We start from the raw sequence: 14,855 nt of genomic DNA, 5'->3' as shown, positions 1-14,855 counted from the left end.
TTACAGCCCCCCGGCGTCGCGCTTGGTGTTCGGCGCCGGCGTGGACGGCGGCGTGCGGCCGTTGTTGGTCAGCCGCGACAGCGTCTCGGTACGCACCTGGAACGGCGGGTACGGCAGCGTGATGCCGTGCTCGCGGTAGCCCGCCAGGATCAGCTGGTGGATCTCATGGCGCAGCGGCATACGGTGGCCCATCTCGGCGGCGTAAATACGCATCTCGAAGATCTGAATGCCTTGCTGCAGATCGACCAGATAGACCTCCGGCGCCGGGTTATCCAGCACCAGCGCGCAGCGCTCGGCGGCGTTCATCAGGATCTTGGTCACTTCTTCGCTGTTGGCCTCGCCCGGCGCCGGTACGGTCAGCACCACACGGGTCAGGGTATCCGACAGCGACCAGTTGACGAACTGCTCGGTGATAAACGCTTTGTTCGGCACGATGATCTCTTTGCGGTCCCAGTCCGAGATGGTGGTGGCGCGGGTATTGATCTTGGTGACGGTGCCGGTCAGATTGCGGATCGTCACGGTGTCGCCGATGCGGATCGGTTTCTCGAACAGGATGATCAAGCCGGAGATGAAGTTGGAGAAGATCTCCTGCATGCCGAAGCCCAACCCCAGACTGAGCGCGGTAACCACCCACTGCAGTTTCGACCATTCGATGCCGATCCAGGCGAAGCTGAGCACCGCGCCGAACAGCAGCAGCAGGTACTTGGTGATGGTGGTGATGGCGTAGCCGGTGCCCGGGGACAGATCCAGGTGCTGCAGCACCGCCAGCTCCAGCAGCGCCGGCAGGTTGCGCACCAGCTGCATGGTGATGATCAACACCAGAATGGCGATCAGAACCGCGCCGAGGGTGATCGGATGGGCGGTTTCCACGCCGTTCACCGTCGAGGTTACGTCCCACAGCGAGATGTTTTCCAGGAAGGCGAACGCGGAGTGGATCTCCGACCACAGTACGATCACCGACACCAGCGCGATCAGCGTTAGGATCGAACGCACCAGCCGTAGCGACTGGGCGCTGATGGTGTCCAGATCGAAGTCCGAATCGTCCGGATCGATGGCGCCTTCGGTGCTGTTCGGGGTATGTGAAGTTTCGTCTTCGCCGCGGGCGCGCTGGGCCAGAATGTCGGCGCGGCGCTGCTTGGCACGATCGAAGGCGATGCGCCGCCGTTGGATCAACATCCAACGGCGGATGATGTGGTAGACGACCAGCAGCAGGAACCAGATCGCCACCGAAGTTTCCAGACGCGCCAACAGCGCCTGCGCGGTGGTGAGGTAACCGACGGTCGAGGCCAGCGCCGCCAGCAGCGGCGCCGACAGCAACAGCCCCCAGAAGGCGCTGTTGAGCATGTTGTCGCCGGAGCCGTTTTTATCCAGATACAGCGGAATGCCGGCGCGTTTCAGACTGTGGGTGACCAGCGCCAGCGCCAGACACAGCAGGATGAAGCACAGCCGCCCCAGGGTGTTGGCGAATTCGCGTTCTTTCAGGCTATCGAAGGTGATCAGCGCCATGATCAGCGGCACGATCAGCCAGATCGACATCTTGTAGTAGCGCATGGCGCGCGAAACCTGCTTCGCCGGCCAGCGGAAGTGCACGATGAACAGCCCCTGCGGGTGGGCGAAGGCGGCGCAGATCATGCAGATCCACAGGATCGGCAGCGTGGCGGTTACCCCTTTGCCGATCGCTTCCGCCACCGGGTAGTTCCAGGCGCTTTGCAGGCCGTAACCGAGCGCGGCCCACAGCACCGGCAGCGGCATCGCCACCAGAATCGACCAGAACACGGTGCGCACCGTCAGGAAGAATTCGTCCTGCGTCACCTTGCCGACGCGGCTGCTCGCGCGCTCGAGGAAGGCGTGGTAGTGCTTGCGCGAGCTGATGCTGAAAATCACCAGCAGCAGGGCGCCGAAGATCGGGATCAGCGTTTCGCGGCTGGTCACCATCATCATGAAGGCGCCGCCGAGTTGAGACAGCGTGTCCAGCGACAGAACGCGCGTCAGATCGTGCGCCACGTTGAGCGGGTAGGAGAAGTTGATCGGATTGACGTCCGGCACCCAGAACAGATAGCGGTGGGTGGCGTCGCGAATTTCGTTCAACGCTTCGATCAGCTGGGTGTTGGCCACCTTCAGCTTGGTCAGCTCGAGGATTTGGGTGTCGCACCCGGATAACAACGAGTTGAGCAGCTCGCGCTGGGTGCGCAGCTGGGCATCGACGATGCGTTGCTCCTGGTTGGTCAGCGCGCTGCCGTCGTCGCGTTTGAATTCGCGCTGCGACAGTTTTTCCAGCTGGTTTTCAAACTGCAGGCGCTGCACGCGCAGCTGGGCCATGTCGCCGTCCAGCTGTTGCGGCTTGGGCATTTCCGGCAGTGTCGCCACCTGGGCGCGCAGGGTTTCCCCCAGCGCCGACGACGAACCGAGCCATTGGGCCTGCTCGATGATGGTGCTCAGCGCCTGGCGCACCTGCAGCGTCTGCGCCGCCGCCTGCCGCTGCTGCGATGAAATCAGATCCATGCGCTGCGCCTGGCTGTTCAGCGCGGCGGACAGTTCGCGGTTGATCTGCAGCTGCTGGCTGATGCTTTTTGGCAAATCGCCGTTCTGCTCGGCCAACTGCTCGGTTTTTTCCAGCGCCAGCTCTGCTTCGCGTTGGCGTTGGGCGTTGAGGTTATTGCGCAGCGCCTGCAGCTGAACGTCTATTTTCTCGTGGCGCTTTTTATAGACCTCGGCGCGCATGCGCGCCAGCTCCTGACGGTTGTTGGCCGACAGCTGCGCCAGCTCCAGCTCGTCCACTTTGGCTTTGCGCGCCGCGGCTTCGGCCTGCAGCAGGGCCAGGGCGGCCTGCGCATACGGCGTGGTTGGGTTGGCGGGCTGCGCCTGCAGGCGGCGCTGCACTTCCGTCAGCGCACGGCGGGCGTCGGTCTGCTGCTGCGGCAGCTGGCCGAGCGAATCGCTGATCTCCCGCGTGCGATCCTGTTCTTGCTGCAGCAGGCGCGCCTGTTCCAGCAGCAGGCTGCTGGTTTGCAGGATCTGCTGTTCCAGCTCGGCGGCCGGCAGATCGTCGCCGTTAGGCAAGATCTTGTTGCTTTCCAGCACCAGCTGACGGCGCAGCTCCTGCGTCATCTTCGGAAAATCGTCGATCACCCTCTGATACTGCTCGGAGCGAGTCTGCGACTCTTTGCGCTCCGTCAGCCAGTTGAGGGCGCTTTGCAGCGCCTCGGTGGTTTCCGCCTGATTCGGCGCGTTTTTGCTGCTTTCCGCCTGCTTCAGCTCCTGTTTGAGCTGGGTCTCGGTCGGCACGGGGGCGGCCAGCGCCGGTTGCCACAGCAGGCAACCGAGCAAAAGCGTGATGAAAAGGCGCACGGCGTCGATTCCTTTAGAGCGGGGTCTGTGGCGTTTCAGCGGCGGCCGGGATTTCGGCGAAGGCTTCACCCATGCGGGTGACGGTGCCGTTATGCAGCTGCGGCGCAAACTGCACGCTGCCTGCGGTAAACAGGTTGATCACCGTAGAGCCGAGTTTGAAACGGCCCATCTCGGCGCCTTTTTCCAGCGCGATAGCGCCTTCTTCGCCGGCGGCCGGGTAGGTCCAGCGCTTGATGATGCCTTCGCGCGGCGGCGTGACGGTGCCGGCCCAGACGGTTTCGATGCTGCCGACGATGGTGGCGCCGACCAGGATTTGCACCATCGGCCCAATGTCGGTGTCGAATACGCAGATCACGCGCTCGTTGCGCGCGAACAGATTAGGCACGTTGGCGGCGGTGAGCGGGTTGACCGAGAACAAATCGCCCGGCACATAGATCATTTCGCGCAGCACGCCGGCGCACGGCATGTGTACGCGGTGATAGTCGCGCGGCGCCAGATAGGTGGTGGCGAACAGGCCGTTGCGGAACGGCTCGGCCAACAGATAGTTGCCGGCCAGCAGCGCTTCGAGGCTGTAGTGGTGGCCTTTGGCCTGGAAGATTTGATCGTCGCGGATCGGGCCGAGCTGGCTGATGGCGCCATCGGCAGGCAGCGCCAGCCAGTTGGCGTCGGCGATGATGGGGCGCGCGCCGTCGCGCAGCGGGCGCACGAAGAAGTCGTTGAAGGTGGCGTAAGACGCCAGGTCCGGATTTTGCGCTTCCTGCATGTCCACGCGGTAGTAGCGGGCGAAGGTTTTGACCACCAGTTGGGTCAGCCAGCCGGCCCGTTTGTCGGCGCCCCAGCCCGCCAGGCGGGTCAGCGCCAGCTTCGGCAGCCAATATTGCAGTTTAATCTTGATGCTATCCAGCACGTTAACCTCGTGAATCAGGGTAAAGGGCGCGCATTGTAACGAGGGCTCCGCCGTCGTCAATGCTCGCTCGTCAGTGTCAGTCTGCGGCGTCCGTGAAGTTCTTGCGAACCTTCACCTGCGCCATGCTTTCCAGAATACGGTGATAGTTGTCGAACCGCTCTTGCGCGATATCGCCTTTCTCCATCGCCGCGCGAATGGCGCAGCCGGGATCGGTATCGTGGCGGCAGTCGCGGAATTTGCAACCGCCTAAATAATCACGGAATTCGACAAAGCCGCGGGTGATTTGTTCCGGCTCCAGGTGCCACAGGCCAAACTCGCGCACCCCCGGGGAGTCGATCACGTCGCCGCCGTGCTGGAAATGGTACAGCCGCGCGGCGGTGGTGGTATGTTGCCCGAGGCCCGAGACGTCGGAAACCTGATTTACCAGAATTTGCTCTTCAGACGGCGGCAGCAGCGCGTTCAGCAAGCTGGACTTGCCGACCCCGGACTGACCGGCGAAGATGCTGATGCGCCCGGCCAGCGCCTGTTCGAACTCCGCCATGCCTTCCCGCGTTTGGCTGGAGACTTCCAGCACCCGGTAGCCAATCTTGCGATAGATATCCATCATGCCGTCGACCAGCTTGCGCGCTTCGGCGTCCAGCAGGTCAATTTTGTTGAGCACGATCAGCGGCTCGACTTCGAGCGTTTCGCAGGCCACCAGATAACGGTCGATGATGTTCAGCGACAGCTCGGGCAGGATCGCCGACACGATGACGATCTGATTGATATTGGCGGCGATCGGCTTCACGCCGTCATAGAAGTCCGGGCGCGTCAGCACCGAGGTGCGTTCGTGCACCGCTTCCACAATGCCTTTTACCCCTTCATGGGCGCCCAGGCCGGGGCGCCACACCACGCGATCGCCGGTCACCAGCGAACGCAATGTGCGGCGGATGTTGCAGCGGTGCTGAGTGCCATCCGGCGCCTCAACGTCGGCGTGCATGCCGAAACGACTGATGACGACGCCTTCCTGCGGCTCGCCCAGCTGGGAATCATCCGGTTCCGGTTTGTTATCGGCGCGCTTCAGACGGCGCTGATGGTTCGCCTGCACGCGGCGTTGCTGACCTTTGGACAGTTTGTTCTTACTCACTGCGCCTCACTTGAATCGGTTTTATACCTTTACGTATACGCACAGCCGCGGCGGGGGACTTGCCCCGGGCGCAGCCTTGAACCCGTCAGGGTATATGTCGCCCATGGCGACCAAAAAGACTATGATACACGCTATTTTATATTAAATAACCGTTGTTAGCCGCCAGCTGCGGCGTGTCGCCATCGGCGGCGGCCGTCGTCTCGTCCGCACAGCGTTTTTCTCTCGGCTTTTAGGCAGGAAACATCATGACAGCAAACGAAAATAACCTGATTTGGATCGATTTGGAGATGACCGGGCTGGATCCCGAGCGTGACCGCATTATCGAGATCGCCACGCTGGTCACCGACGCCAATCTGAACATCCTGGCGGAAGGGCCGGTGATCGCCGTGCACCAATCCGACGAGCAGCTGGCCTTGATGGACGAGTGGAACGTGCGCACCCATACCGGCAGCGGGCTGGTGGAGCGGGTGAAAGCCAGCCGGCAGGACGATCGCGCCGCCGAGCTGGAAACCATCGCCTTCCTGCAGCAATGGGTGCCGGCCGGTAAATCGCCGATCTGCGGCAACAGCGTGGGCCAGGATCGCCGTTTCCTGTTCCGCTACATGCCGGAGCTGGAGGCCTACTTCCATTACCGCTACCTGGACGTCAGCACGCTGAAAGAACTGGCGCGCCGTTGGAAGCCGGAAATTCTCGGCGGCTTTAAGAAGCAGGGCACCCATCAGGCGCTGGATGACATCCGCGAATCGGTGGCCGAACTGGCTTATTACCGCGAGCATTTCATTCAGCTTTAAGGCGATGGCGGCCTCTGCGGGGAAAAAATGCCGTTTTTAGCCGCTTAATTCGCCAATCTGGCGCTTTAATCGGCAATCAAACAAAAATCGCGTTTTTTTGCTTTCAGGGGCTTGCGACAAAAAGGATTTCTCGTATAATGCGCACCCCGTACCGATGAAGAATTTCGTAACGTTCCACCATCGATACGCCGGGCGGGAATAGCTCAGTTGGTAGAGCACGACCTTGCCAAGGTCGGGGTCGCGAGTTCGAGTCTCGTTTCCCGCTCCAAATTCAACAATGTCGCGATGCGGCATGATGAATAAATAAAGCAGTATCAAGCAGTACCTATGCGACGCGGGAATAGCTCAGTTGGTAGAGCGCAACCTTGCCAAGGTTGAGGTCGCGAGTTCGAGCCTCGTTTCCCGCTCCAAAAATTCAAAGGTCACGCCAGTGTTTGGTGACCGGATGCCAAAAGCATCTCAATGCGGGAATAGCTCAGTTGGTAGAGCACGACCTTGCCAAGGTCGGGGTCGCGAGTTCGAGTCTCGTTTCCCGCTCCAATTTTCTCTTCGTTTCAAACTCAAATCCAACGCCTTCTCCGGCGCGGGTTTTTGTCCCGTTTTACACACCTGCTAAAAACGTTGTGAACAGAGTTATCCACAGTCTCTGTACATAAACCCGCCAGCCTGAAAAATCAACGTCATACAAATTAAATATTTATATATTTGATTTATAAGCTTATTTATTTATCCCAAAACGTTATGCCGATCACTTGCTCTTTTTGTTGCAGTTGAAAGACAACGTGTTTTTATTTTTATGCACAAATCCACAGAGTGAGATTTCGGGCGATACGCCCGTGCGGCGCACCCCGTCAGGCATCCCTTGGCAAACCTTTTTCCACAGCCCGTATCAACCGTTTTTTCTGCGCCGTTTGCACCTCGATGCCCTGCGCTTCACGGCGAGCGAGCTGTTGCGCCAGCGCCCAGTGGATATGTTCGTCCAGCATGGCGTCCTGGTCCAAACGCGTGCGCAGCGCGAGCACGATGCTGTCCTCATAAGGCGCATTGCCCAGCGCCACGGCGATATTGCGCAGCCAGCGCAGGTGACCGATGCGGCGTATCGCCGAGCCTTCGGTGATGCGCAGGAATTTTTCTTCCGTCCAACTGAACAGATCGATCAGCTGCGGCGCATGCAGCGCGGCGCGCGGGCTGAAATCGTCTTCGTCGGTGAGTTGCGAAAATCGGTTCCACGGGCAGATCAGCTGGCAGTCGTCGCAGCCGTAGATACGGTTGCCGAGCAGCGGCCGGAATTCCTCCGGGATCGCGCCTTCCAGTTCGATGGTCAGATAGGAAATGCAGCGCCGGGCATCGACGGTGTAGGGCGCGACGATGGCCCCGGTCGGGCAAGTGGTGATGCAGGCGACGCAGCGGCCGCACTGCTCTTCCTGCGGCTGATCCACCGGCAGCGGCAGGTCGATCAGCAGTTCGCCGAGGAAAAACCAGGATCCGGCTTCGCGGTTAAGAATTAGTGAGTGTTTACCAACCCAGCCAATGCCCGCCTTGGCGGCAAGCGCGCGCTCCATGACCGGCGCCGAGTCGACAAAGGGGCGGAAATTCAGTTCGCCGCAGTAGGCCTGGATCTGATCGCCCAACTTTTTCAGGCGCTGACGCAACAGCTTGTGATAATCGCGCCCCAGCGCATAGCGGCTGACGTAGCCCAATTGCGGGTTCTGCAGGGTGCTGGCGAACGCCGCCTTGGCCGGCAGGTAGTTCATGCGTACGCTGATCACCCGCAGCGTGCCCGGCAACAGCTCGTGAGGGCGTGCGCGCAGCATGCCGTGGCGCGCCATCCACTCCATCTCGCCGTGGTACTGTTTGTCGAGCCAGGCCTGCAGCTTCGGCTCTTCCAGGCTGAGATCGGTATCGCAGATGCCAACCTGCTGGAATCCTAGCGATTGCCCCCATTGCTTGATATGTTGGGCGAGTTGATGGAGATCGAGGGGGTGCGTCATGACGGGCCACAGTGAAAAAGCATACGCTGACAGTTTACCACACTCTGTCTGGCCTGCGGATTGGATCCGTCGTTCGGAACCTGCGGCGGCGGCCTCGCTCGGTCTTTCTCTTTACGATTTAATGCTGCGCGCCGGTCAGGCGGCCTACGTGCTGGCGCGCGACACTTATCCCTCCTGCAACCACTGGCTGGTGCTCTGTGGCCACGGCAACAACGGCGGCGACGGCTATGTGGTGGCGCGTTTGGCGAAGGCGGCGGGCGTGCAGGTGACGGTGATCGCCTGCGAAGGCGCACGCCCTTTGCCGCCGGAGGCGGCAGCGGCCCGCGAGGCCTGGCTGGCCGCTGGCGGCGATATTCTGCCGGCGAACAGCCGCTGGCCGGCGTCCGTCTCTCTTATTATCGACGGTCTGTTAGGCACCGGCCTGGGCAGCGCGCCGCGCGCGCCTTACGATGCGCTGATCGAGGCCGCCAACCGCCATTCGGCGCCGGTGGTGGCGCTCGATATTCCGTCCGGGCTGCTGGCGGAAAGCGGCGCGGCGCCGGGCGCGGTCGTGCGTGCCGCGCATACCGTCACGTTCATTGGCCTCAAACCGGGCTTGCTGACCGGGCAGGCGCGCGACTGGGTCGGGCAACTTCATCAGAATACGCTAGGCTTATCGGATTGGTTGGCGAAGCAACCGGAACAGATTCAGCGGCTTACCGCCGAGGCGTTGCCGCGCTGGCTGCATCCGCGGCGCCCCTGCGCCCATAAGGGCGAGCATGGCCGTCTGCTGCTGGTGGGCGGCGACCGCGGATTCGGCGGCGCCATTCGCATGGCGGCGGAAGCGGCGCTGCGCAGCGGGGCTGGATTGGTGCGAGTGCTTACTCACATTGAGCACGTCGCGCCGCTGCTGGCGGCCAGGCCGGAGTTGATGGCGCAGGCGCTGGACGAGACGACCTTGCGGCAGGCGATGCAATGGGCGGACGTGCTGGTGATTGGCCCGGGGCTGGGCCAGGCTGAGTGGGGCAAAAACGCCTTGAACGTGCTGCAAACCAGCGATAAACCGGCCTTGTGGGACGCCGATGCGCTGAACTTGCTGGCATTAAATCCCGAGAAACGGCAGAATCGCGTGATGACTCCGCATCCCGGAGAGGCGGCGCGGCTGTTGAGCTGCAGCACTGCCGACATCGAGAGTGATCGCTTACTTGCCGTGCGTAACCTGACGGCGCGCTACGGCGGCGTGGCGGTGCTGAAAGGCGCCGGCACGCTGATCGCCGATGAGCAGGGCCAGATGGCGATCGCCGACGTCGGCAATGCCGGCATGGCCTCCGGCGGCATGGGCGATGTGCTGTCGGGCATCATCGGCGGTTTGCTGGCGCAAAAGCTCTCGCTGTATGATGCCGCCTGTGCGGGCTGCGTCGTACACGGCGCGGCCGGCGATCGCGTAGCGGAAAGACAAGGAACAAGAGGCATGTTGGCGACCGATTTACTGCCGGACATCCTTCATTTCGTTAACCCTGAGTGGGCAAAATAGACTTTATCGAATGAAAGAACTCGTTTTACCTCTGCCGGACGAGGCAGCGACTGTCGCTTTGGGCACCACTTTGGCCAAGGCCTGCGATCGCGCCAGCGTCATCTATCTCTACGGCGACCTGGGCGCCGGTAAAACCACCTTCAGCCGTGGCTTCCTGCAGGCGTTGGGGCATCAGGGCAATGTCAAAAGCCCGACCTACACGCTGGTGGAGCCCTATGCCTTGCAGCCCTTGGCGGTATATCACTTCGATCTGTATCGCCTGGCCGATCCGGAAGAGCTTGAATTTATGGGCATTCGCGATTACTTCGCGCAAGACGCCATCTGCCTGGTCGAATGGCCGCAGCAGGGCACCGGCGTGCTGCCGGAGCCGGATCTGGCGCTGCACCTCAGCTATCAGGGCGAGGGGCGAGAGGCGAAGATCGAGGCGATTTCTGCTTACGGCAGCCAGCTGTTAGACCGTATTCATGGATCACAGGGATGATGCTGCAATGACGCATGCGTTGAAAAAATTTGCGGTCATCATGCTGATCGCCGTGCTGGGGTCGCTCGGCGCGTTGAACGCGCTGGCGGCGTCCTCGCTGTCCGATATCAAAGTGTCCAACGCCCAGCGCGAAGCGACGGTGTCGGTGAGCTTCAATGGCCCGCCGGACTACGCGTTTTTCCCGCTGCACGGCCCGGAGCGCGTGGTGCTGGACGTCAACCAGAAAGGCAAGGTTGGCGGGCTGCCGCTCAATTTCAGCGGCCAAAACCTGGTGAAAAGCATTCGCTCCAGCGCGCCGAAAGACGCTCAGAGCGTGCGCCTGGTGTTTGATCTGACTCAGCGCGCTAAAACCCGCGTCTCCACCCGCCAGAACGGCGGCGTGCACACCGTGGTATTCACCCTTACGGCCGAAGGCGGCGTCAATACCGTGGCGCGTAAAGCGCCGGTCCAAACGCCTGCGCCGGTCGCCGTCAGCCAACCGCCGCGTCAGGCGCCGGTCGCAGTGCGTGAAGCGCCGGAGCCGCCGCTGCGCAAAGCGCCGACGGGATCGAATCCCTTTACCAATAAACAGAGCGTGGTCGCGGGCACCGCCACTGAGGTGACGCCGCGCAGCAGCCGCGTTTCCGCCGGTTCCGGCGATCGGGTGGTGGTGGCGATCGACGCCGGCCACGGCGGCCAGGATCCGGGCGCCATCGGCCCGAGCGGGTTGAAGGAGAAGAATGTCACTATCGCCATCGCGCGTCGCCTGCAGGCGATGCTGGACGCCGACCCGCAGTTCAAGCCGGTGCTGACGCGTAACGGCGACTATTTTATTTCGGTGATGGGGCGTTCCGACGTTGCGCGTAAACAGGGCGCCAACGTACTGGTCTCCATCCACGCCGACGCCGCGCCAAACCGCAGCGCCAGCGGGGCTTCCGTCTGGGTGCTGTCCAATCGCCGCGCCAACAGCGAAATGGCCGGTTGGCTCGAACAGCATGAGAAGCAGTCCGAGCTGCTCGGCGGCGCCGGCGACTTGCTGGCCAACAGCCAGGCCGACCCTTATCTGAGCCAGGCGGTGCTGGATCTGCAGTTCGGCCACTCGCAGCGCGTTGGCTACGATGTGGCGGTGAAGGTGCTGCAGCAGCTGCAGAGCGTCGGATCGTTGCATAAACGCCGGCCGGAACACGCCAGCCTGGGCGTGCTGCGTTCGCCGGATATTCCATCGCTGCTGGTGGAAACAGGATTTATCAGTAATAGCACGGAGGAGCGGCTGCTGGGCAGTAGCGCGTATCAGGAGAAGATTGCCAAGGCCATTCATAACGGCCTGCGCAGCTACTTCCTGGCGCATCCGCTGCAAGCCGACCCAAAGGTGGAAAACCGACCGCTGGACGTCGCAGCGGCGGTTAACACCTCAACACCAGACGTGCGCCAGCCTGAGCCTATCGTCAGCTCGGCCGGCGCGGGCCGCAGCGTAAGCGGCAAGACCCAGATCCACGTGGTGAAACGGGCGGAGACGCTGTCCGGCATCGCCGACAGCTACGGCACGACCATGGCGGCGCTGCGGGATCTGAACAAACTGAAGAAAGACGGCGTGTGGGTCGGGCAACGCCTGAAGGTGCCGGCGGGGAAAACCGCCGCCGTCACCGCCGTCGCCAAAGCGAAAACGCCGGCGAAGAAGCCGTCTAAACATAAAGTGGCCCGCGGGGACACGCTGTCCTCCATCGCTTCTCGCTACGGGGTCAGCGTCGGCGATTTGAAACGGGTCAATAATCTGAAGTCGGACGTCGCGCCGCTGGATCGGACGCTGACCATTCCGCAGGCCTAGCGCCACCGCTACAGGAGTCAGCATGCCTATCCAGGTGTTACCGCCACAGCTCGCCAACCAGATCGCCGCCGGAGAGGTGGTCGAACGCCCCGCGTCGGTCGTCAAAGAGCTGGTGGAAAACAGCCTGGACGCCGGTGCGACGCGCATCGATATCGATATCGAACGCGGCGGCGCCAAGTTGATCCGCATTCGCGACAACGGCTGCGGCATCGGCAAGGACGATCTGGCGCTGGCGCTGGCGCGGCACGCCACCAGTAAAATCAGCACGCTCGACGACCTGGAGGCTATCGTCAGCCTCGGTTTTCGCGGCGAAGCGCTGGCCAGCATCAGCTCGGTTTCCCGTTTGACCCTGACGTCGCGCACCGCAGACCAGAGCGAAGCGTGGCAAGCCTATGCCGAAGGGCGCGAGCAGGCGGTGACGGTCAAACCCGCCGCGCACCCGGTCGGCAGCACGCTGGAAGTGCTGGATCTGTTTTACAACACCCCGGCGCGCCGCAAATTCATGCGCACCGAGAAAACCGAATTCGGCCATATCGATGAAGTGGTGCGGCGCATCGCGCTGGCGCGCTTCGATGTGGCGATCAACCTCAGCCACAACGGCAAACTGATCCGCCAATATCGGGCGGCGAAGGAAGAAAGCCAGCCCGAGCGCCGTTTGGGCAGCATCTGCGGCCCGGCGTTTTTGCAGCATGCGCTGAACATCGACTGGCAGCATGGCGATCTGAGCATCCGCGGTTGGGTGGCGGATCCGGACGGGGCGCGCCAGCTGGGTGAAATGCAGTATTGCTACGTCAACAGCCGCATGATGCGCGATCGCTTGATCAACCACGCCATTCGTCAGGCCTATCAGGATCAGCTGAAAGACGATCAGCAGCCCGCTTACGTGTTGTATCTGGAGGTGGATCCGCACCAGGTGGACGTCAACGTTCATCCCGCCAAGCACGAGGTGCGTTTCCATCAGGCGCGGCTGGTGCACGATTTTATCTACCAGGCGGTGACCACGGTGCTGCAACAGGCCGGGCAGACGCCGTCGCTGCCGCTGGCGGAAGCGCCTGACGAGGCGCCTGCGCCGGTCTGGCAGCAGGAAAACCGCGTCGCCGCCGGCGGCAACCATTTTTCACAGCCGGCGCCGCGTCGCGAAACGCCGCCACCGGCCGGCGCTGCCCGCGAGCGCGCGCCGCAGCCCGGTTGGCAAACGGCGGGCGGTTACCAGAAACGCGAAGGCGAGCTGTACGGCAAACTGATGCGGCCTGCCGCCGAGCCGCAGGCTGAGGCCGCGCCGGAAGCCCCGAGTCGGCCGCCGCTGTTCCCACCGGTGAAAGCCGCCGTGGAAACGCCGTTGGCGAGCGGGCAACACAGCTTTGGCCGGGTGCTGATGATCCATCCGCCGTGCTACGCGCTGATTGAACAGCGCCAGCAGCCGGCGTTGCTCAACCTGACGGTGGCCGAGCGCTGGCTGCGCCAGGCGCAGCTCAATCCGCCGACGGAAGGGCTGCGGCCGCAGCCGCTGCTGATCCCAGTCAAGCTGACGTTGGACAAGAACGAAGCGGCGGCCATCCCACGGCATCAGGCGCTGCTGACGATGATGGGGCTGGATTTGCAGACGGATCACGGCCGTGTGACGCTGCGCGCAGTGCCTTTACCATTACGCCAACAAAATTTACAAAAACTGATACCCGAACTGTTAGGCTATCTGGCCGAGCATCAGGAGATGTCGCCCGCGGTGTTGGCCACCTGGCTCGCTCGCCGTCTCGGCAGCGAACATAAACAGTGGAACACCTCGCAAGCGATACAATTGCTGACCGACGTTGAACGACTTTGCCCGCAGCTGGTCAAATCGCCACCGAGCGGACTTTTACAACCCGTTGATTTACAGGCCGCACTGGCGGCCCTCAAGCATGACTGACACTGAAATGACACCACGTCCCCCGGCTATTTTCATTATGGGGCCGACCGCCTCGGGCAAGACCGCGCTGGCGATCGCGCTGCGCGAGCGCCTGCCGGTGGAACTGATCAGCGTCGATTCCGCGCTGATTTATCGCGGCATGGATATCGGCACCGCCAAGCCGAGCGCCGAAGAATTGGCGCAGGCGCCGCATCGGCTGATCGATATTCGCGATCCCGCCGAAGCTTACTCGGCTGCGGAGTTCCGCGCCGATGCGCTGAAAGAGATGGCCGATATCACCGCCGCCGGCCGCATTCCGCTGTTGGTGGGCGGCACCATGTTGTATTTCAAGGCGTTGCTGGAAGGATTGTCGCCGTTGCCGTCCGCCGATCCCGCGGTGCGCGAGCGCATCGAACGGCAAGCGGCGGAGCAGGGCTGGGAGGCGTTGCACCGTCAGTTACAGGCGATCGATCCGGTCGCGGCAGTGAGAATTCATCCGAATGATCCGCAGAGACTGTCCAGAGCACTGGAAGTTTTTTTTATTTCGGGTAAAACTTTAACGGAACTGACTAAAATTTCGGGTGAATCGTTACCGTATCAAGTTCACCAATTTGCGATAGCGCCGACCAGCCGTGAGTTGATCCATCAACGCATCGAGCTGCGGTACCATCACATGTTGGCGGCGGGTTTTGAGACGGAAGCGCGTGCACTTTTCGCACGGGGTGATTTGCATACGGACTTGCCCTCCATTCGCTGTGTCGGTTACCGCCAGATGTGGTCATACTTGTCTGGTGAAATTAGTTACGATGAGATGGTTTATCGTGGTATTTGCGCAACACGTCAGTTGGCTAAACGCCAGATGACCTGGTTACGGGGTTGGGAGTCGGTCCATTGGTTGGACAGTGAAAAGCCGGGAGAGGCTTTGGACTCGGTGACACAGGTTGTTAGTGCATAGGTTGGGTGATTGTGTACAATTGCTGAGTATTCAGCGCGCAAATTTTTTACGTCG

General features: G+C 61.9%; 10 protein-coding genes and 3 tRNA genes. 9 read left to right on the top strand and 4 right to left on the bottom strand.

The window, feature by feature from the left end; all coding sequences use genetic code 11:
* The 3 genes from mscM to rsgA all read right to left on the bottom strand — a co-directional run bounded on the left by mscM (position 1) and on the right by rsgA (position 5,381).
* Positions 1 to 3,348 (bottom strand): miniconductance mechanosensitive channel MscM, encoded by a 3,348-nt coding sequence (gene mscM, locus H7A77_RS08285; RefSeq protein WP_042783512.1) that lies wholly within the window; start codon positions 3,346 to 3,348, stop codon positions 1 to 3.
* A 13-nt stretch (positions 3,349 to 3,361) separates the two neighbouring features.
* A complete protein-coding gene (gene asd / locus H7A77_RS08280) occupies positions 3,362 to 4,255 on the bottom strand; it encodes an archaetidylserine decarboxylase (RefSeq protein ID WP_147838218.1) in 894 nt (297 codons plus the stop codon).
* A 76-nt stretch (positions 4,256 to 4,331) separates the two neighbouring features.
* Positions 4,332 to 5,381 (bottom strand): small ribosomal subunit biogenesis GTPase RsgA, encoded by a 1,050-nt coding sequence (gene rsgA / locus H7A77_RS08275; protein ID WP_033641617.1) that lies wholly within the window; start codon positions 5,379 to 5,381, stop codon positions 4,332 to 4,334.
* Between the two features lie 245 nt (positions 5,382 to 5,626).
* On the opposite strand from rsgA, the gene orn reads away from it, so the two are divergent.
* The 4 genes from orn (at position 5,627) to H7A77_RS08255 (ending at position 6,712) form a co-directional block, all read left to right on the top strand.
* Positions 5,627 to 6,172 carry an oligoribonuclease gene (gene orn / locus H7A77_RS08270; protein WP_033641618.1) on the top strand — a complete coding sequence of 182 codons (546 nt, stop codon included), beginning with the start codon at positions 5,627 to 5,629 and terminating at the stop codon, positions 6,170 to 6,172.
* 192 nt (positions 6,173 to 6,364) lie between these two features.
* Positions 6,365 to 6,440: transfer RNA gene (locus H7A77_RS08265), tRNA-Gly, on the top strand.
* Positions 6,441 to 6,506: 66 nt separating this feature from the next.
* Positions 6,507 to 6,582: transfer RNA gene (locus H7A77_RS08260), tRNA-Gly, on the top strand.
* A gap of 54 nt (positions 6,583 to 6,636) precedes the next feature.
* Positions 6,637 to 6,712: transfer RNA gene (locus tag H7A77_RS08255), tRNA-Gly, on the top strand.
* Positions 6,713 to 7,023: 311 nt separating this feature from the next.
* Here H7A77_RS08255 and queG read toward each other — a convergent pair.
* A complete protein-coding gene (gene queG / locus H7A77_RS08250; protein WP_033651499.1) occupies positions 7,024 to 8,163 on the bottom strand; it encodes a tRNA epoxyqueuosine(34) reductase QueG in 1,140 nt (379 codons plus the stop codon).
* Between queG and nnr the strand changes: the two genes are divergently transcribed.
* The 5 genes from nnr to miaA are packed head-to-tail and all read left to right on the top strand — an operon-like array spanning position 8,162 to position 14,801.
* Positions 8,162 to 9,676: a bifunctional ADP-dependent NAD(P)H-hydrate dehydratase/NAD(P)H-hydrate epimerase gene (nnr, locus tag H7A77_RS08245; RefSeq protein ID WP_147880179.1), complete on the top strand. Its 1,515-nt coding sequence runs from the start codon at positions 8,162 to 8,164 to the stop codon at positions 9,674 to 9,676. The two genes, queG and nnr, sit on opposite strands and share 2 nt — an antisense overlap.
* 10 nt (positions 9,677 to 9,686) lie before the next feature.
* Entirely contained in the window at positions 9,687 to 10,157 is a 471-nt protein-coding gene (tsaE, locus tag H7A77_RS08240) for a tRNA (adenosine(37)-N6)-threonylcarbamoyltransferase complex ATPase subunit type 1 TsaE (protein ID WP_025305017.1), read from the top strand.
* Between the two features lie 7 nt (positions 10,158 to 10,164).
* Positions 10,165 to 11,961: an N-acetylmuramoyl-L-alanine amidase AmiB gene (amiB, locus tag H7A77_RS08235; RefSeq protein WP_182074036.1), complete on the top strand. Its 1,797-nt coding sequence runs from the start codon at positions 10,165 to 10,167 to the stop codon at positions 11,959 to 11,961.
* Between the two features lie 22 nt (positions 11,962 to 11,983).
* On the top strand, positions 11,984 to 13,867 hold the full coding sequence (gene mutL / locus H7A77_RS08230; RefSeq protein WP_182074035.1) for a DNA mismatch repair endonuclease MutL: 1,884 nt from the start codon (positions 11,984 to 11,986) through the stop codon (positions 13,865 to 13,867).
* On the top strand, positions 13,860 to 14,801 hold the full coding sequence (miaA, locus tag H7A77_RS08225; RefSeq protein ID WP_182074034.1) for a tRNA (adenosine(37)-N6)-dimethylallyltransferase MiaA: 942 nt from the start codon (positions 13,860 to 13,862) through the stop codon (positions 14,799 to 14,801). The genes mutL and miaA overlap by 8 nt, the downstream gene beginning before the upstream one ends.
* Positions 14,802 to 14,855 lie beyond the last annotated feature (54 nt).

It is taken from the genome of Serratia sp. ME47, assembly GCF_903970925.1.
Lineage (GTDB): Bacteria > Pseudomonadota > Gammaproteobacteria > Enterobacterales > Enterobacteriaceae > Serratia > Serratia ureilytica.
Note: the sequence above shows the minus strand (reverse complement) of the source record. Positions and strands in the feature narration are given on the sequence as shown.